Source organism: Streptomyces sp. NPDC087270 (assembly GCF_044744625.1).
Taxonomy (GTDB): domain Bacteria; phylum Actinomycetota; class Actinomycetes; order Streptomycetales; family Streptomycetaceae; genus Actinacidiphila.
This window is the reverse complement of sequence record NZ_JBIUYR010000028.1, coordinates 64,843-82,803: the sequence shown is the minus strand read 5'-3', so window position 1 is coordinate 82,803 and position 17,961 is coordinate 64,843. Positions and strand designations below refer to the sequence as shown.

Here is a 17,961-nt window from a genome sequence, read left to right as displayed (position 1 = left end):
GTGGCTCGTCCGGGTCGTCGCCGGGGAGCCGCGCGTTGTCCGCCCGGGTTCCGCCGGGTCGCGGTCCTGGTCCTGGTCCTGGTCCTGATCGTCCTGGTCCTGATCGCCCCTGGTGCGCAACGCGGGCGGACTCCGGTCGTCGGGCGGCAGGCGTCGGCCCGTCAGGGCGCGCGGGCGGACGCTAGGGTCGTGAACGTGTTGAGCCCACAGGTGAGTCGGGACGTGATCGTCGTCGGTGCCGGTATCGTCGGCGCGTCGGTGGCGTACCACGCCGCCCGGGCGGGCGCGACGGTGACGTTGGTCGACGCAGGGCGGCCGGGCGCGGGAGTGACGGCGGACTCGTTCGCCTGGATCGGGTCGTCCGGCGTGCGCACAGGTCCGGCCGCGGAGCTGCGGGCCACCACGACGGCGGAGTACCACCGGCTCGGGGCCGAGTTGCCGGGACTCCCGGTGACCTGGTCCGGCTCGCTGAGCTGGACCGGGCAGGGCAGCGCGCCGGACGCCGGGCCCGGGCAGACGATCGTGGACGCGGCCACCGTGGCGACGCTCGAACCCGCCCTCCGGCAGCCGCCGGAGTGGGCGGTCTGGGCGCCGGGTGACGGCGCTGTCGACGCGGTGGGCGTGACCGAGCGGCTGGTCGCCGGCGCTCGCGCCCATGGAGCCCGGGTGCATCCGGACACGCCGGTGACCGCGGTCCGCCGGGATACGGCGGGCCGGATCGCCGGGGTCGACACGGCGGCAGGACCCCTCGCCGGTACGACGGTGGTGCTGGCGGCCGGAGTTGCCACGGCCGCGCTGGGCGCGCCGCTCGGCGTGCACGTCCCGGTCGAGCCGTCGCCGTGCCCGCTGCTCCGCTTCCGCGCCCCCGCCGACCTGGTCCGCACCGTGGTCAACACCGAGGACTTCGATCTCCGGCAGGTCGCCGCGGACCGGCTGATCGCCGCCGCGGACTCCCCCGAACGGGCCCTCGCCGCCGTCCGGTCCACCTTCCACGGCGCCGGGAGCGTCGAACTGCTCAGCACCCGAATCGGAGTACGCCCCATGCCGGTCGACGGTGAGCCGATCATCGGCCCGGTCGCCGGGGTCCCCGGCCTCTACGTGGCGGCGATGCACTCGGCCGTCACGCTCGCCCCGGCCGTGGGCCGCCTGGTCGCGCGGGAGTTGGTCGGCGGAACCGTCGAGCCGGCTCTCTCGGGTTGCCGCCCCGACCGCTTCTCGCGGTGAGACGGGCTCCCCGGCCGACCCTGTCTCCGTGCCGGGCCGCGCCGGGCGTGCCTCGCCCCACCGCGAACGGTGGAGTGGGCTCGTCCCGAACTCCCTCGGGACACGGTCGTCGCGACGCCCGCGAGGCCACCGATCGGCGGAACGGCTCCCGTGCGCTGAACCCGGAGGCATGGGGCCTGCTCGCGCGGCTTGTTGCGCCAGTCGCCCTCGCCTGTCGGCTTGAACGCGCGGGTAGGACGCGATGCGCCCCGCCCGGATCACGGCCGGTGATCTCCCGGTGCCTGGCCCGCCGGCTGCTCCGGTCGGGCGCGCGGGCCGTCCAGGACGACATCGAGCGGCCGGTGGGGCGCGTTGCGACGGCGGGCCAGACGTTCGGCTGTCGCGCAGCCGACGACAAGGTCCCGGCCGCCCCGCGCACGCGACCCCGGGTCTGACGCCGTGGTCGGCGGGCCCGTCCGCGGGGCGAATGCGGCAGCGGCCGCCACGCGTGACGTACCACCACCGCCGAGGCCGTGCACGTCACGGGAGTTCGTCCGTCACGGCGCCTCGCTTGCGGCGGACCCTGCGGGGAGCCGTGGGAAGACGGGAGGGAAGAGGTCGGCGGCGGCACGGCGGTGCGCGTTCCGCTCGCCGTAGCCCGCCCGCATCCGGCCGAAGAGCCGCTGCGCCCGGCTCTGCATGGCGGTCACGTCGCGCCCCGGCAGTTCGCCGTCCCGGACCACGGTGCGTCCGGCCACCACCGTCAGGGCGATGTCGCGCGGCGAGCCGGACATCAGGAAGGTGCGCAGCGGGTCGTCGAGGACACCGAGCCGGAAGTCGGTGAGCCGGACCGCGACCAGGTCGGCCTGCGCACCGGGCGCGAGCCGCCCGAGGTCGTCGCGGCCCAGGGCCCGCGCGGCGTTGAGCGTCGCCGCGCGGAAGTACGCGGCCGGGTCGCCTGCGTCGAGCCGGCCTTCGAGCACCTTGGTGAGGCTGGACCCCACATCCATCGCGCGGAACAGGTCGGGCGGGAAACTGTCGCTGCCGAGCGTGATGTTCACCCCGGCCCTGCCGAACCGGTCGAAGCTGTCCAGCACCATGCCGTAGCGCAGGGACGTCGACGGGCAGTGGACGATCGACGCCCCGGCGCGGGCGAGGGTCTCCAGTTCGCTGTCCGAGGGCGCCGCCCCCCGCGTCCCGCCGCCCGCGCCGTAGGTCGCGTGCGGCAGGAGCAGCCGGCAGCCGAGCAGGCCCGCACGTTCGATGATCTCCAGCGGTGTCGCGGCGTGCTCGCGGCGCAGCAGGTCGAGTTCGACGGTGCCCTGCATGCAGTGCAGCCGGACCGGCACGTCGTGGCGGCGGGCCAGTTCGGCGGTGGCCGCGAGCAGTTCCGGGGTCATGGTCTCGATCCGGCACGGCAGCAGGGCGCCCCGGACCAGGCCGTCGCCCGCGGACGACCGGGCGTACTCCAGGAAGCGCTCGGCGTCCCGCAGGCCGGCGAGCCCGCGCTGCTCCTCCCACCGGACCTCCCGCCCGCCCTCGCCGCGCACCACGTTGACCCCCGCGCGGTAGCTGGGACCCACGTAGGCGCGGATGCCCAGGGCGCGGGCCGCCTCGGCGATGCCGACCGCGTCCTGGTAGGTCTCGGCCCAGGAGCTGTGGGTCTCCGAGGCGATCGGCATGCAGGTCGTGATGCCGTGCAGCAGGAGCTGGGCGAGGCCGTACTGCCGGATGAAGTTCCGTTCCTCCTGGTCGAAGACGTCGTGACGGCGGTGGGTGAAGTACTCAGCCGACCACTGGAGGCTCGCGGCGGCTTCCGGTGCGGACCAGGAGTCGAGCAGCGCGTGGTCGATGTCCGACACCGCGTCGAGGTCGATGAGGCCCGGTGTCACCAGGGCCTCGCCCAGGTCGATCGTCTCCCCCGCCGTGCTGTCCCGGCGCGGTCCCGCGTACACGATGCGCGCACCGTCGTACACGACGGAGGCGTCCTCGATCAGCACATGGTCGCCCTCGCGGTAGCCGAGCACGTAGCGCGCGTGCACCGTGGTGGTCATGTGTCTCCTTTCCGGACCCGGACGGGTCCGCCGTTCGCTTGCGTCTGCCGCGGGCCCGCGAAATGTCAGACGGGGTGGGTGTCCTGGACGGCGGCTGTCCGGTGCGGTTCGGAGCCCCAGCCCGGACGGGACTTGGGCAGCGGCCGGGCGAAGGTCGACACCTTGCTCGTCCGCAGGCCGAGCCGGGCCAGCCCTTCGGCGAAGAGCAGCCCGGCGGCGACCGGGTCGATCACCGGAATGCCCAGCTCCTCCTCGAAGGAGGCCGCGCGGCCGGCGAAGCCCGCGCAGCCGAGCACCAGCGCCTCGGCGCCTGAGTCGATCAGCCGGCGGCCGCACGCCAGCACGGCCTCGCGGCTACGGGCTTCGTCGGCGTGGGCCGACAGGACCGGGACGCCCGCGGCGAGCACGCCGACGCAGTGGTCCGCCACCCCGGCCGTCCGCAGGCTGTCCTGGATCTGTACGACGGAGCGGGCCAGGGTGGTCACCACGCCGTAGCGGGGCGCCAGCATCAGCGCCACGTGCGCGGCCGCGTCGGTGATGTCCACCACCGGTACGTCCAGCAGTTCGCGGGCGGCCTCCCGCCCGTGCTCGCCGAAGCCGGCCAGCACGACCGCGTCCATGCCGCCGGGCCAGGTGGCGAGCCGGTCGAGCATGGCCGTCGCGGCGATGAAACTGTCCAGATAGCCCTCGGCCGAAACCACTCCCCACTCCGGTGAGACGGCGGTGACGACCGTCCCCGGGCCCGCGGCGGCCCGGGCCGACTCCCCGATGACCTCGGTCATCGACTCGGTCACATTGCAGTTGAGGACCAGGACCCGGATCGGGTCCGGGTTCGGGTTCGGGTCCGGCGCCGGGCTCGCGTCCTGGCCCGGCGCGGGGTTCGTCGCGGGGTTCAGCGCCGGGCTCGGAACCGGACTCGGCACCGGGCTCGCGCCGGCAGGGCTGTGCTGACTGGTCACGTCGAACCTCGCTGGGGACGGTGGCGTTTCTGGCCGGCGGGCACGGTCACGTCAGCGGTTCTCGCCGGCCGTCGCGCCGGCCGTCGCGCCGGGTGCCTGGAGGGTCGCGAGCGTCTCGCGCAGATGCTCGGCGCTGCGCAGGACGAAGTCCTCACCGTCGAACGGGGTCGCGCGGAAGTCCTCCACCGACGGCACCGCACCGTCGGCCGAGCGTCGCGCGTAGTCGTCCGCGAGGCGGACCAGTTCGGTCACCTCGTCCTCCACGAGATCGGGGTGCAGTGCACGCCAGCTCTCGTCCGCGATCCCGATCGGGATCGCCAGCGTCGGTCCCGCGGGCTCGATGGAGGCGTCCAGGTCGGGTGTGTGCTCCAGCAGCGCGCCGAGCAGGCCGGCCCAGTCGATGACCCCCAGGCCGCAGGGCGAGAAGGTCCGGGTGAGGCCGACGCCGGTGCGCTGGAGGATCGAGTCGCGCAGATGCGTGGCCCGGACGTACGGGGCGACCCGGCGCGCGGCGGCCACCGGCTCCTCGCCGCGCACCATGACGTTCGCGGTGTCGAAGGTGATCCCCATGACGTCCGGCCCGATCGACTCGACCAGCCGGACCACCTCGGTCGTGGTGATCTCCTCGTGGGTCTCCATGTTGAGGTGGCAGTCCAGGTCGCGGGCGGCCGGCGCGAGCAGACCCAGGAACTTCTCGATCGCGACGAGTTGGTCCGCCCAGGGGGCGTCGGTACGGAACCGGTCGATGGCGTAGTAACCGGGCAGGTCGGCCTTGTAGTTGCAGCAGGCGACCCACAACTCACCGCAGTCGGCGCCCTCGCGGCACGCCTGGAGCATGCGCAGCATGCCGCGGGTGTAGTCGCCCTCGCCCAGCCTGCGGATCTCCGGGGCCTCGGCCGCGGCGTACGGGTTGACCTTGCCGAGCCCCATCTGGAGGTAGAGGCCCAGCGTGTCCGCCTCGCGGCGGACCTCCCGGAGCACGCCGAGGTCGAGCGTCGGCGAGATGTCGAGCACGGTGCGGAAGTACACGCCCTCCATGCCCAGGTCACGGGCGTATCCGAGGATCTCCAGGGGGGTACGGTCCGCAGCGCCGGGGATCTTCCGGCCGTCGACACCGATCTTCATGGCGGGGTTCTCCTTGTGACTTCTGGCTCGGCCGCTGGGCCGGGTCGCGTGCGGCCGCGGGGTGCCGGCCGCTTGGGTACTGGGTGCTGGGTCCTCACGGCGAGGCGCGAGGCGTAGGGCGTAAGGCGTCACGCGCAATACGTGAGGCGTACGGCGCGGGGCGCCGGGTGCGGGCCGGCTATCGGCCCCACTGCGCGAGGGGCAGGTTCCCGGCGTACGCGAAGTGCTTGACGTTCCTGCCGAGGACGGCGGTGAACCGGGCCCGGTAGAGGATGATCGTCGGCGAGTTGTCCACCCAGAGCGTGCTGATCCGGTCGATGAGCTGCTGCTGTTGCGCCGGGTCGGTGACGCTGTTGAGCTGGGCGAGCAGCGGCTTGCTGCCGGGCAGGCAGATGTGCTGGTTGTTGAAGCTGCTGCCGCAGGTGGTCTTCTTGCGCAGTTCGTAACTGCCCAGTGGTGTGCTGGACTCGAAGAGCAGCGCCGACTGGTAGGTGCCGTTGTTGAACAGCGTGCTGAAGTCGGCCGGCGGCTTGGCCACGAGGTTCACCTTGACGCCGATGGCGCGCCAGACGGACTGGAGCAGCGCCGCGAGGTCGGACACGCCGGGCGACTGCGGGTTGATCATCAGGTCGAGGTGGGGTGACTTCAGGCCCGATGCGGCCAGCAACCGCTTGGCCTTGGCGGGGTCATAGGCCCGCGGCGGTTCGAGGGAGGCGTTGTAGCCGGCCATGCCCGGCACCACGGGGCCGTAGTAGGAGTCGCCGTAGCCGTAGACGAGCTTGGAGATGATCTGCTGGTAGGGGATGGCGTAGGTGAGGGCCTCGCGGAACTTCGCGTTGCCCGTGACGGGGCCCTGGTTGTTCAGCGAGACCGTGACCGGTGTGGCGCTGCCCGCGCTGACGACCTTGCAGCAGGACTTGCCGCTGACGCTGTGCACGCTCTGCGGTGGCAGCCCGAGCGTGACGTCTGCCTGGCTGTTCTCGGCCTGGAGCAGCAGGGTCGGGATCGACGGGATGAAGTTGACCTGGACCTTCGGTTCGATGGCCGGGGTGCCGTAGTAGTGCGGATTGCGTACCAGGACGGCGTGGTTGTTGGGGACGTAGGTCTGTAGGACGTACGGTCCGCTGCTGCTCGCGGTGTGGCTTTGCAGCCACTGGTTCGGGCTGCCCGCCTTGACGCCGCCGTGGGCCTCGATCGGCTTGGGGTCGTAGATCGAGCCGCGGCTCTGGGACAGGCTGTAGAGGATCTCGGGATACGCCTTCCGCAGGTGCAGCACCACGGTGGTCGCGTCGGGCGCGTCCACACCGGTGATCAACGGTGGGTCGGTGATGCCGAGTTGGAGCGAGAGCGCGCCGCAGGCACCCATCTTCACGGTGCGCTCCAGGGAGTACTTCACCGCGTTGGAGTCGAGCGGGTCGCCGTTGGCGAACGTCTTTCCGGCGGGCAGCGTGAAGGTGTACGTCTTCCCCTGGTCGGAGACCTTCCAGCTCGTGGCGAGGTCGGGCTCCACCTTCGACGGGTCGGGGTCTGCGGTGGTGAACCCGTCCTTGTCGGCGGTGACCGACTGCTTGACCAGCCGTCCGTAGAAGCTGCCGGCCAGGGAGTTGTCGTCGCCGGGACACGAGAACGCGGGGTCGAGGCTGGAGATGCTCGTCGCCCAGTTCACCGTGAACGGGCGGTCGGAGCCGGCCCCCGCGCCGTTGACGTCCGAGCCGCCGCAGGCCGCGGTCATGGCCGCGGTGGCGGCGAGGCCGACCGCGAGCAGGGTGCGGCGGTGGGGACGGGCCGGTATCCGATCGGTTCTTGTCACTTGTCCTCCTCTCCGAGCGTGGGGGTACGGCTCTGGGCGCCGGCCCGCCGGGCGAGTTGCTCCTGCATCTCGCCCGGGAAGTGGCAGGCGACCTGGTGTCCGGGGACGACCTCGCGCAGCCGGGGGCGGCGCTGCGCGCAGTCCGGGCGGCCGGCGCCGACCGGGCAGCGGGGCAGCAGGGGGCAGCCCTCGGCCGGCGCCGGACCGGCGGCCGGCTTGGCCGTGTCCAGGGCCCGCCGGCTGCGCTCCATGACGTCGGGGTCGGGGACGGGCGCGGCGAGCAGCAGCGTCACGGTGTAGGGGTGCAGCGGGTTGGCGAACAGTTCGTCGGAGTCGGCGACCTCCACGATCTCGCCGAGGTACATCACCGCGATGCGGTGGCAGACGTACCGGGCCACGGCGAGGTCGTGCACGATGAACAGGCAGGTCAGGCCCAGTCCGGACTGGAGGTCCGCCAGCAGGTTGAGGACCTGGGCCTGCACCGACACGTCCAGGGCCGTCACCGGCTCGTCGAGGACGAGGAGTTCGGGGTGGAGGACGAGCGCGCGGGCGATGGCGATGCGCTGGCGCTGGCCGCCGGAGAAGGCGTGGGCGTTGCGTTCGGCCAGTTCCGCCGACAGGCCCACCCGTTCGAGCATCTCCAGGGCTCGGGCCCGCCGGACGGCGGGGTCGCGCTCGCCGTGCACCAGGAGTGGTTCCTCGACGAGCCGGCGTACCGAGAAGCGCGGGTCCAGCGAGCCGTAGGGGTCCTGGAAGACCATCTGCACCCGCGAGCGCATCTTCCGCAGCGCGGCGTGCGACATCTTCCCGACGTCGTCTCCGTCGAAGACGACCGAGCCGGAATCGGGGTCGGTCATCCGCAGCGCGCACGAGGCGGCGGTGGACTTGCCGGAGCCGGACTCGCCGACGAGTCCGAGGGTTTCGCCCCGGCGCACCTCGAAGGAGACCTGCCGCAGCGCGTGCACCTGCCCGGTCCTGCGGGTGCCGACGCCGGCGCGCCTGCCGCCGAAGGACTTGGTGAGGTCGGTGACGCGCAGCAGCACGTCGGGTTCGGCGGCCTGCTGGACTGGCGGGGAAGTCATTCGGTGTCCTCCAGCTCTTCGGTGCCGGGGAAGTGGCACTTGGTGGCGCGCTCGGCGCCCGGCGCGCCGAGGCTGACGAGCACCGGTTCCCGGCTGCGGCAGTCGGGCTTGCCGCGGCCGGCCGGGCAGCGCGGCTCGAAGGAGCAGCCCGTGATGGGCAGGGTGGGGTCGGGGAGCGCGCCGGGGATCGTGGACAGCCGCCCCTGCGGGACCTGGTCGGTCCTCAGCACGCACTTGATCAGCTCGCGGGAGTAGGGGTGTGCCGCCGCGGAGAACAGGTCCCGGCTGCGGCTCTCCTCGACCAGCTGGCCGGCGTACATGACCTTCACCGAGTCGCAGTAGCCGGCGACGATGCCGAGGTTGTGCGTGATCAGCATCAGGGCGGCGCCGCGGTCGGTCACCAGGCGGTCGAGCAGTTCCAGTACCTGGGCCTGGGTGGTCACGTCGAGCGCGGTGGTCGGTTCGTCGGCGATCACCAGCTCGGGCGAGTTGGCGAGCGCCATCGCGATCAGCACGCGCTGCCGCATGCCGCCGGAGTACTGGTGCGGGTAGTCCGCCAACCGGTGGGCGGCGTTGACCACGCCGACCTCGCCGAGCAGGTCGGCGGCCAGCTTCCGGGCGGCCTTGCGGGTGATGTCCTGGTGGGCGCGGATGCCCTCCACCATCTGGGAGCCGATGCTGCGGATCGGGTCCAGCGCGCTCATGGGGTCCTGGAAGACCAGGGAGATCCGGCGGCCGCGGACCTGGGACATCTCGGAGTCCGTGAGCCCGCGCAGATCCTGTCCGTCGAGCAGCACCTCCCCCTCGGTCACCCGGCCGGGTGGCTGGAGGAGGCCGACGATGGACATGGCCATGGCCGACTTGCCCGAGCCCGACTCCCCCACGATCGCCAGGCGCTCGCGGCGGTGGACGGTGAAGCTGACGTCCCGTACGGCGGCCACCTTTCCCCTGGGGGTGGCGAACTCGGTGCGCAGGCCCCTGACCTGGAGCAGGGCGTCGGTAGGGGGTGTGGTGGCGGCGGTTGCTGGTGTCTGAGCCATCAGCTCGGCTCCTGTCCGGTTTGTCATCTCACTTGGCGCCGACTCGAATGCGGGGGTCGATGGTGGAGTAGGTGACGTCGGCCAGGAAGCTGACCGCCACGTAGAGGAAGGCGCTCAGCACGATGACTCCCTGGACGACCGAGAAGTCCTTCTGGAGGATCGCGTCGACCGTCAGCGAGCCGACGCCGGGCCAGCCGAACACCTTCTCCACCAGGACGCTGCCGGTCATCAGCTCGGCGAGGAGCATCGCGGTGGCGGCCACCAGGGGAAGCAGCGAGTTGGGCACGACATGGCGCAGGAAGGCGGCCCGGCGGGTGATGCCCCGGCTCCGCGCGACCAGTACGAACGGCTCCCGGATCGTGTTCCGCAGCTGCGACCGGAACAGCCGGCTGAGGAAGGCGAACGGTCCGACCGCGATGGTGCAGCCGGGCAGAATCAGGTGCCAAACGGCGTTGAGGAAGGTGGCGAACTGGCCGGCGAGCAGGGCGTCGACGGTGTAGAGGCCGGTGACGTCGTGCGGGGCGGCCCTGCCCGGCGACAGCCGTCCCTCGGGGCCGGGAAAGATCCCGAGCTTGACCGAGAGCAGCAGGATGGCCACGAGGGCGAGCCAGAAGGGCGGGGAGCCCATCGCCAGCGACGAGGTGGTCCGCAGCGAGACGTCGGCGCCCTTCTTGCGGCGGAAGACCGCGACGGCGCCGAAGACGAGTGCCGACGCCACGGCGATGAACACGCCGGTCAGGCCGAGTTCGATCGTGGCCGGCAGCCGGGAGCGCAGCAGGCCGGCCACCGGTTGGCCGGTGCTGAAGGAGAACCCGAGGTTGCCGTGCGCGAGCGCGGTGAGGTAGTCCCAGAACTGCGCCGGCAGCGACTTGTCGAGCCCCATCGAGGCGCGGATGTTGGCGATCGTCGTCGGGTTGGCGAGGTCACCGCCGACGAGCCGGGCCGGGTCGCCGGGCAGCTTGCGCAGCATGAGGAAGGAGAACACCAGCGCGCCGAGGATGGTGGTGATCCCGACGGCGAGGCGCTTGGAGACGGTGGCGAGCATCAGGGTCCCTCTCGTCAGTCGGCCACGATGTACTCGCCGCGGGGGTCGAGGATCTCGCGCGTCCGGTCGGCGACGACGGTGGTCAGGGTCACGGCGATGAGCAGCACGAGGCCGGGGAAGGCCGCGACCCACCACTGGCCGGTCAGGAAGAACTGCTGGCCGTCGGTGATCATCGAGCCGAGTTCGGCGGTCGGCGGCTGGGCGCCCATGCCGAGGAAGCCCAGTGCCGCGAGCGAGAGGACCGCCGCGCCGAAGACGGCCGCCATCTGCAGCACGATGGTGGAGATCAGGTGCGGGAAGATGTGCACGAACAGGGTTCGGCGCTGGGTCGCCCCGATCGCCCGGGTGGACTTGACGAAGTCCTTGGCGGAGATCCGCATGACCTCGCTGCGCAGGGTGCGCATGTACCAGGGGAACGAGTGGATCGACAGGCCGATCACGACCGCGGGTATACCGGGTTTGAGGGCCATCACGACCGCCATCGCGAGCATGATCGAGGGGAAGCAGAGGATCGAGTTGGTCAGCCAGGTCAGGACGGTGTCGACGTAGCCCCCCAGCGCCCCGGCGAGCAGGCCGGTGACACAGCCGAGGACCGCCCCGGCCAGGGCGACGACCAGGCCGGCGCCGAGCGAGGCCCGCGCGCCGACCAGTACCCGGGCGAGCATGTCCCGGCCGAGGTTGTCGGTGCCCAGCGGGTGGTGGGCCGAGGGCGGGGTGAACTGCTGGGCCAGATCGACGGTGTTGGAGTTGTCCGGCCACACGAGCGGGCCGAAGACCACGACCAGGGCGAGGACTCCCAGCGCGCTCAGGGCGACCACCAGGACCTTGTCGTTTCTTGAGACCCGGCGGCGCACGGCGCGCAGCCGGGTCGAGGCGATGGTTGTCACGGCTGCTCTCCAGAGATCGTGACCAGTACGGAACGCACGTGGGTGATGCTTCGGCGCAGTTCGGCGCGGTACCCGGCGCTGTCGGTGCGCGATGCGGCGTCGACCGGCTGCCGGCCGCCTTGCTCCGCCGCCGAGCGCTCACAGCGCACCGCGGCGCGCACCAGGCGGGCCAGCTCCCGTGGCCTGATGTGGGGTTCCGCGTCGAACCAGTCGTCCCGGAACATCTCCGTGTCGAACTGCCCACGATGCTGCTCGAAGACGAGGTGCCGGGCCGGAGCGTCCCGGACGAGGGTGTCCAGGATCGCGGTCCAGTCGAGCACTCCGTCGCCGCAGGGCCGCAGTTCGCGGCGCAGACCGGCGGGGGTGAAGTACAGCGCGACGTCCTCCAGATGGGTCTGGTGGACGTAGGGCGCGAGCCGCCGGGTCACCTCGACCGGGTCCTCGGCGCGTACGACGAGGTTCGCCACGTCGAGGCTCACCCCGAACACGTCGGTGCCGGCGGTCTCGACCAGCCGGATCACCTCGTCCGAGGAGAGGTCCTCGTGGGTCTTCACGTTGAGCCGGCAGCCGTGTTCCAGCAGCACCGGCCGCAGGGCGGCCAACGTCCGCTGGATCTCCGCCAGTTGCTCGGCGTGCGAGGGTGAGGCGCGCTGCCGCTCGGTCCTGGTGTAGGCGAAGAACCGGTCGCAGCCCAGGGCCACGGCGGCACCGATCATCGCGGTGAGTTCGGCGACGCGTTCGGCGTGGTCGCCGTGCGGGCCGAGGCAGCCCACCCCGGCTTCGATGAAGAGGCCGCGCTCGTCGGCGGCCTGCCGGGCCGCCTGCAGTTCGGCCCGGTCCAGCGAAGGACTGACCGCGCGAGGGTCGGCGAAGAGCACGCCGCCCAGGCCCAGTTGGCCGGCCAGGTCGAGGGCCGTCGGCCAGTCGCCCGCGCCGATGCCCTGGACCGGGCCGCACATGGCTCCAAGACGCTTGGTCGTGCGCGGATCTGAGGCTCGGTCAGGGAGGGTTCGGGACTCGGTTTGATCGAAGGCGATACGCGGGGACGTGGTCGTCATGTAATCTGATTACCAGACGTCTGATGTTTCTGGATAGGGACCTCGATGGACTTTCGGCAGATCCTCCGAGCCGCACGACATGGCATCGCCTCGGTCGCCGCTCCACCGGCGAGGGCCCGGCTGACCACCAGGAAGGTGGGGGGTTAAGTGCCACGCTTCAACCGCGTTTCCGCAGTACAGGTCGCCATCGAGGAGATCCGCGACCAGATCCGCGAGGGGAACTGGGCGCTGGGTGACCGGCTGCCGTCCGAGGCGGAACTCACCCAGACCATGGGCCTGAGCCGAGCGCCGCTGCGCGAGGCCATCCGCGCCCTCACCTACGCCGGCCTGCTCTCCGTACGGCAGGGCGACGGCACGTATGTGATCGCGGTCGACGAGGCGACCGTGGCGCTCAACCGCAAGCTCACCGACAGCAAGACCCGGGACGTCCTCGAAGTGCGGCGCGGGCTGGACACGGCCGCGGTCCAACTGGCCGCCGCACGGCGTACCGAGGACGACCTGGAGGCGATGGCCGACATCCTGCGGCGCCGGCGCGAGGCGGCCTCCACGGGCGACCAGTCGACCTTCGTCGACGCCGACGTCTCCTTCCACCTGGCCGTCGCGAAGGCCGCCGGCAACTCCCTGCTCCTGGACCTCTACGAGGGGCTCTCGCTGGCCATGCGGGAGTCGCTGGACACGGTCCGGTCGCTCGAACACGCCGTCGGCGAGGGCGGCGACGACCACGAGGCCCTGTTCGACGCGATCAGGGCGGGGGACGCGGCGCGCGCCTCCGAGATCGTCCTGTCGATCATCGCTGGGCAGGAGCAGCAGTGCGCGTTGCAGTGACCCCGCCCCGCCCGGCCCGCCTGCCCCGCCTGCCCTGCCTGCCCCGCTGACAACCTACGGAGAGCCATGACGAGTCCGAAGAAGATCATCGACGTACGCCCCTGGGCGGGCGAGCCGAGCGACCTCCTCGTCGAGGACGGCCGGATCACGCAGGTGCTGCCGGCCGGCGGCGGGACGGCGCGGGACGAGCCGGGCGTCATCGACGGGCGCGGGCGGATCGCGCTGCCCTCCTTCACCGACGCGCACGCCCACCTCGACTCCACCCGGCTCGGCCTGCCGTTCCGCCCGCACACCGCGGGGCCGGGTCTTGAGGGCCTGATCGAGAACGACCGGGCCAACTGGCGTTCCGCGGAGGCGAGCGTCAGCGAGCGGGCGACCCACACCCTCGGCAGGACCATCGCCTCGGGCGCCACCGCCGTACGCAGCCACGCCCAGGTCGACACGGAATCCGGCCTCGACCGCCTCCATGGCGTGCTCGCCGCGCGCGAAGCGCACCAGGACCGGGCGACGGTCCAGGTCGTCGCCTTCCCGCAGGCCGGGATCGTCCGCGACCGCGGCACCGCCGACCTGCTGGCCGACGCGCTCTCCAGCGGCGCGGATCTGGTGGGCGGCATCGACCCCTGCGGCCTCGATCGCGATCCGGTCGAGCACCTGGACATCGTCTTCGGCCTGGCCGAACGCCACCAGACCGGCCTGGACCTGCATCTCCACGAGGAGGGCGAGCTCGGGGCCTTCACGCTCGGCCTCGTCTTCGACCGGGTCCGCGCCCTGTCCATGCGGGGCAAGGTGACGATCTCGCACGCCTTCGCGCTCGCCACGTCGCAGGCCCCCCGGGTCGAGGAACTGGTCACCCAGCTCGCCGAACTCGACATCGCCCTCACCACGATCGCCCCGAGCGGCCGGCGCACGCTGCCCCTGGAACTGCTGGCCGAGCACCGCGTGCGGGTGGGCCTGGGCCAGGACGGCATTCGGGACTACTGGTCGCCGTTCGGCGACGGCGACATCCTCGGCCGCACCTGGCAGCTCGCGTTCACCAACCAGCTGCGGCGCGACGAGCACATCGAGCGCTGCGTCGCGCTGGCCACCGTGGGCGGCCGGGCGGTCCTGGCGGGCGGCGGGGTCGGCGCCGCCTGGACGGCCGCCGCCCCGGAACCCCGCGGCTTGGCCCAGGGCGACGCCGCCGACCTCGTCCTGCTCTCCGGGGAGACGGTGACCAGCGCGGTGATGGACCGGCCGCAGGACCGTGTCGTCATCCGCCAGGGCAGGGTCGTGGCCGAGGACGGTGTGCTGGTCTGAGCCCCGGGGGCAGGCAGGGCCGTGGCGGCGGCCGGGCGGGGGCGGATCAGCGCGGGCCGGCGGATCAGCGCGGGCCGGCGGATCAGCGCAGGCCGGCGGATCAGCGCAGGCCGGCGAAGAGGTCGTTCTCGGGTGTGGCCGCGCCGGTGGTGTCCTGGACCCGGACGAAGGTCTCCATGCCCATCAACTCGCCGAACCTCTCCTTGCCCATCTTGAGGAAGAAGATGTTCTCGCCCTGGCTGGCGTGCGCGGCCAGCGCGTCGAACTTCTGACCGCTGAACGCCGTGGTGTCCACCCATGTGGTGATCTGATCGTCGGGGAGCCCGATCTCGGCCATCGCGGCGGCCTCGGCGGGGTCCGGCTCCGGCATGTCCTCGTCCAGCTCGCGCATGACCTCGCCGAACCGCTGGAACATCGTGCGGGGCATGGTGGTCCAGTACACCTTCGGGGTCAGGTCGGTCATCTCCAGCGCCGCCATGGTGATGCGGTGGGCCTGGATGTGGTCGGGGTGGCCGTAGAAGCCGTTCTCGTCATAGGTGACGACCACATCGGGGCGGTACTCCCGCATGAGGTCCGCGAGCCGGGCCGCGCCTTCCTGCACGGGGGTCTGCCAGAAGGACCCGGGGGCGTCGTTGCTCGACCAGCCCATCATTCCGGAGTCGGCGTAGTCGAGCATCTCCAGATCGCCGACCTTCAGGACGTCGCAGCTCGCCTCGAGTTCCTTGCGGCGCATCGAGGCGACCGCCGCCGGATCGTGGCCGGGATCGCCCGGCTTGACACCTCCCGGTCCGTCACCGCAACCGCCGTCGGTACAGGTCACCAGGACCGTGCGGATGCCTTCCGCCGCGTACCGCGCGAGGACTCCCCCGGTTCCGGTGGCCTCGTCGTCGGGGTGGGCGTGCACTGCCATGAGCGTCAGGGGCCGGTCAGCCATCAAACAGTCCTTCTGCAGAAATGTGTCGTGGTCCCGGTGCGCGGCAGGCGTACCGCCACCTCGGAGCCCGGTTCCGCGCGAGGGCGGACGACCTTGTGATCACCGTATCCCCCCGCGCGTACGGCGCCGGGCCGTCGATCGGTGCAACGGCGACGGCCGGACCTGCTGTTCCCGATACGGCTGCGCGGCACGCGGGTGCACGCAGGATCGGGCCCGCCCGGAAGCTCGTACTGCCGGCGGAAGACCCGCTCCACGCGGGCCGCGAGTTCCGGCAGGTTCATCTCCGGGGTGAACGCGACCACCACGCGCTCGGGGCCGAACATCTTGGCGGCGTTCGCCCGCTCGGCGGTGACGGCCGGTACCGCCGTCACCGCCCTGCCCGGCGCGGCCCGGCAGTTGCGCCGGATCGCGTCGGGCCTGGCGGCGCGGCCGCTCCCCTGAGCGTCCCCACCGGTCATCGCGGCGGGCGGTCGTCCACCTCGACGAGGTTGTGGCCACGCAGCGTGTAGAGCTTGCCGTCGTGGGCGTTGACGTGCGGTTCGCTGTACCAGATGCCGTTGATGCCGGGGACGACGGTGCTGACGGCGAACGTCTTCGGGTGGAAGCGGAAGAGCGTGGTGATCGAGACGCCGTAGACGGTGCCGCGATTGGTGACCAGGGCCGCGTAGCCGCGGCTGACGCTGCTCACGTCCGCGGTGTGCAGCAACTGCCGGGTGTGCAGGTCGATGACGAACAGCACGCCGTCCCTGGTCAGCCCGTAGAGGTGGCGGCCCTGCACCGCGAGGGCCGTCACCCCCTTCTGCTGCCCCGTCTCCAGGCGCCACAGCTCGCGGCCGGTGACCGGATCGACGGCCACCACGGTGCCGCGCGCTCCCGTGGCGGCCTCGTTGTCACCGCCCAGGTAGGCGACGCCGTCCCGGTTCGCCACCGCCGCGACGAGCTGGACGCTGTCGATCGGGTTGACGTACGAGGTCGACTTCCCCGTCCTCGGCGCGTACGTCCACAAGGCGCCGCCGCCCTCGGTGTCGGACTGCACGCCGAGCAGGAGCAACTTGTTGGCCGGGTCCCAGGAGGTGTCCATCGGCCGGTTCTGCACGCTGGGGAACTGCGCGATCTGGTGCGGTTGCCCGCCTGCGCGGGGGTCGTACTCCCAGATGCCCAGGGCGTCGTACTGGCCGGTGTACAGCCGGCCGCCGATCACCTCGGCGTCCTTGACCTCGCCGGGCGCCCGCAGATTGACGACGGCTCCGCTCCGCAGGTCGTGCCGGGCGAGGGTGCCGGTGCCGCCGACGTAGACGTATCCGCCGCCGGCCGCGATCCCCATGCCCGCCTCCGCGTCCGCGGGAGCGCCTGCCGTGCCCAGGTCGGTGATCACCGAGGTGCCGGCGGCCAGATCGATCTCGGCGACGAACCCGTAGGCCGAGACGACCTCCAGCTTCCCGTCGGTGTGGTCCACGCCCCAGATCTCTCCGAGATCCGGTCCGTCGAACTCCACCGCGGAGACCGCCTTGTCCGCCAACGAGTAGGAATACACTCCCGTGTCGGTGGCGAAGTAGATCCGGTCCGTGTCGGCGGTGAAGCACTTGGCGGTCGTGCCGTTGACGCTCACCACCGTGTAAGAGGAGAGGTCCGCCAGGTCCATCACCGCGAGCTTCGCCGGATCGACCCCGCCCGAGGTGCCGACCACCAGGTTCCCGCCGACGACGCCGAGGCACCGCAGGCTGGGGTCCTGCTCCATCTCCTTGGGCACCACCGAGGTGAACGTGCGCTTGGTCCGGTCGAACGCGAACAGCGCCGCCTTGCTCGCGTCGCCCCCGCCGACCAGGACGCTGCCCGAGCCGACGAAGACGGCGGTGTCGGTGGCCGCGACGGCCTCGGCCTCGGTGGCAAGCGGATTGGCGACACCCAGGCTGGTGGTCGCACCGGTGGCCGGGTCGTACTCCCACAGCGCGGGCGGCGTTCCCGTCACGCCGCCCACCGCGTACACCGTTCCGTCGGGGGCGACCGCCAGCGCGCGGATGTCGCGGTCCCCGCCCGTCCTGCCGATGCCCACCGCAGGCTTGTCCGGCGTCGTCAGGTCCCACCGGAAGAGGTTCGGCTTGCCCTGGTCGCCCTTGAGCAGCACGCCGATGTAGAGGTACCGGCCGGTCGGGTCCGCCGCGAGCGCCTGGACGGTGGGATCGGGTGCCGCGTCGAGATCGGTGACCGAGACCACCTTCCGGGTCGGCAGGTGGAACCCGATCACCCGGGCAGGGGCGAGGTTGCGCGATCCGATGTAGACGGTGTCGCCGACGAGCAGTCCGCTCATGAGGGAGTACTGGACGACTGCCGGGCCCAGGTCGGTCACGGTCGTGCGCGGGCCGCGCGACGAAGCGGTCGCCGCGGCCGCGCCCGGAGCGGCGAGCGAGTTGGCGGCGGCGGCCAGCCCGGCGGCGCCACCGAACTGCAAGAGGCGGCGGCGGGTGGTGGAGAACGGTTCGGTCATGCGGGCTCCTCCTAGGTAAGCGCTTTCGCATCCGTCATCATTCGCTTCATACGAAACGTCGTCAAGGAGTATTGCTTTCACTCTTCGAATGAACGACGCGTTGCGAACGAAACGAAAGCGCGCGGGAGTTGCAGTGCCCCAGCCCCAGTCCCAGCCCT

At 72.0% G+C, this 17,961-nt stretch carries 15 protein-coding genes; 4 read left to right on the top strand and 11 right to left on the bottom strand.

Translation table 11 applies throughout. The annotated features are described in order from the left end of the window. Nucleotides 1-195 precede the first annotated feature (195 nt). On the top strand, nt 196-1,224 hold the full coding sequence (locus tag ACIPAE_RS37040) for an NAD(P)/FAD-dependent oxidoreductase (RefSeq protein WP_402451455.1): 1,029 nt from the start codon (nt 196-198) through the stop codon (nt 1,222-1,224). 536 nt (nt 1,225-1,760) lie between these two features. Here the strand turns inward: ACIPAE_RS37040 and ACIPAE_RS37035 are convergent. From ACIPAE_RS37035 to ACIPAE_RS36995, 9 genes are all read right to left on the bottom strand, one after another. Next, nucleotides 1,761-3,257 (bottom strand): chlorohydrolase family protein, encoded by a 1,497-nt coding sequence (locus ACIPAE_RS37035; protein ID WP_402451452.1) that lies wholly within the window; start codon nt 3,255-3,257, stop codon nt 1,761-1,763. 65 nt (nt 3,258-3,322) lie between these two features. After that, entirely contained in the window at nt 3,323-4,216 is an 894-nt protein-coding gene (locus tag ACIPAE_RS37030) for an aspartate/glutamate racemase family protein (RefSeq protein WP_402451449.1), read from the bottom strand. A 51-nt stretch (nt 4,217-4,267) separates the two neighbouring features. Beyond that, on the bottom strand, nt 4,268-5,341 hold the full coding sequence (locus ACIPAE_RS37025; RefSeq protein ID WP_402451447.1) for a sugar phosphate isomerase/epimerase family protein: 1,074 nt from the start codon (nt 5,339-5,341) through the stop codon (nt 4,268-4,270). A 178-nt stretch (nt 5,342-5,519) separates the two neighbouring features. Beyond that, nucleotides 5,520-7,151: an ABC transporter substrate-binding protein gene (locus ACIPAE_RS37020; protein ID WP_402451445.1), complete on the bottom strand. Its 1,632-nt coding sequence runs from the start codon at nt 7,149-7,151 to the stop codon at nt 5,520-5,522. Further along, nucleotides 7,148-8,233 carry an ABC transporter ATP-binding protein gene (locus ACIPAE_RS37015; protein WP_402451443.1) on the bottom strand — a complete coding sequence of 362 codons (1,086 nt, stop codon included), beginning with the start codon at nt 8,231-8,233 and terminating at the stop codon, nt 7,148-7,150. The genes ACIPAE_RS37020 and ACIPAE_RS37015 overlap by 4 nt, the downstream gene beginning before the upstream one ends. Then, nucleotides 8,230-9,273, bottom strand: a complete 1,044-nt coding sequence (locus ACIPAE_RS37010; protein ID WP_402451441.1) for an ABC transporter ATP-binding protein — start codon at nt 9,271-9,273, stop codon at nt 8,230-8,232. Before ACIPAE_RS37010 ends, ACIPAE_RS37015 begins: the two co-directional genes overlap by 4 nt. Nucleotides 9,274-9,301: 28 nt before the next feature. Continuing rightward, nucleotides 9,302-10,318, bottom strand: coding sequence for an ABC transporter permease (locus tag ACIPAE_RS37005; protein WP_329372726.1), 1,017 nt, complete (start codon nt 10,316-10,318; stop codon nt 9,302-9,304). 14 nt (nt 10,319-10,332) lie between these two features. Then, complete coding sequence (locus ACIPAE_RS37000; RefSeq protein ID WP_366411301.1) at nt 10,333-11,205, bottom strand: ABC transporter permease; 873 nt, start codon at nt 11,203-11,205, stop codon at nt 10,333-10,335. After that, on the bottom strand, nt 11,202-12,164 hold the full coding sequence (locus tag ACIPAE_RS36995) for a sugar phosphate isomerase/epimerase family protein (protein WP_402451437.1): 963 nt from the start codon (nt 12,162-12,164) through the stop codon (nt 11,202-11,204). Before ACIPAE_RS36995 ends, ACIPAE_RS37000 begins: the two co-directional genes overlap by 4 nt. A 246-nt stretch (nt 12,165-12,410) precedes the next feature. On the opposite strand from ACIPAE_RS36995, the gene ACIPAE_RS36990 reads away from it, so the two are divergent. Beyond that, a complete protein-coding gene (locus ACIPAE_RS36990) occupies nt 12,411-13,088 on the top strand; it encodes a FadR/GntR family transcriptional regulator (RefSeq protein ID WP_329372720.1) in 678 nt (225 codons plus the stop codon). 66 nt (nt 13,089-13,154) lie between these two features. Continuing rightward, a complete protein-coding gene (locus ACIPAE_RS36985; protein WP_402451434.1) occupies nt 13,155-14,384 on the top strand; it encodes an amidohydrolase in 1,230 nt (409 codons plus the stop codon). Between the two features lie 100 nt (nt 14,385-14,484). Here ACIPAE_RS36985 and ACIPAE_RS36980 read toward each other — a convergent pair whose 3' ends face one another. Further along, nucleotides 14,485-15,318 carry a PIG-L family deacetylase gene (locus tag ACIPAE_RS36980; RefSeq protein ID WP_329372716.1) on the bottom strand — a complete coding sequence of 278 codons (834 nt, stop codon included), beginning with the start codon at nt 15,316-15,318 and terminating at the stop codon, nt 14,485-14,487. 141 nt (nt 15,319-15,459) lie between these two features. Between ACIPAE_RS36980 and ACIPAE_RS36975 the strand changes: the two genes are divergently transcribed. Continuing rightward, complete coding sequence (locus tag ACIPAE_RS36975; RefSeq protein WP_402451431.1) at nt 15,460-15,759, top strand: hypothetical protein; 300 nt, start codon at nt 15,460-15,462, stop codon at nt 15,757-15,759. Nucleotides 15,760-15,772: 13 nt separating this feature from the next. Here ACIPAE_RS36975 and ACIPAE_RS36970 read toward each other — a convergent pair whose 3' ends face one another. Next, entirely contained in the window at nt 15,773-17,803 is a 2,031-nt protein-coding gene (locus ACIPAE_RS36970; protein WP_402451429.1) for a PQQ-binding-like beta-propeller repeat protein, read from the bottom strand. Nucleotides 17,804-17,961: the final 158 nt, after the last annotated feature.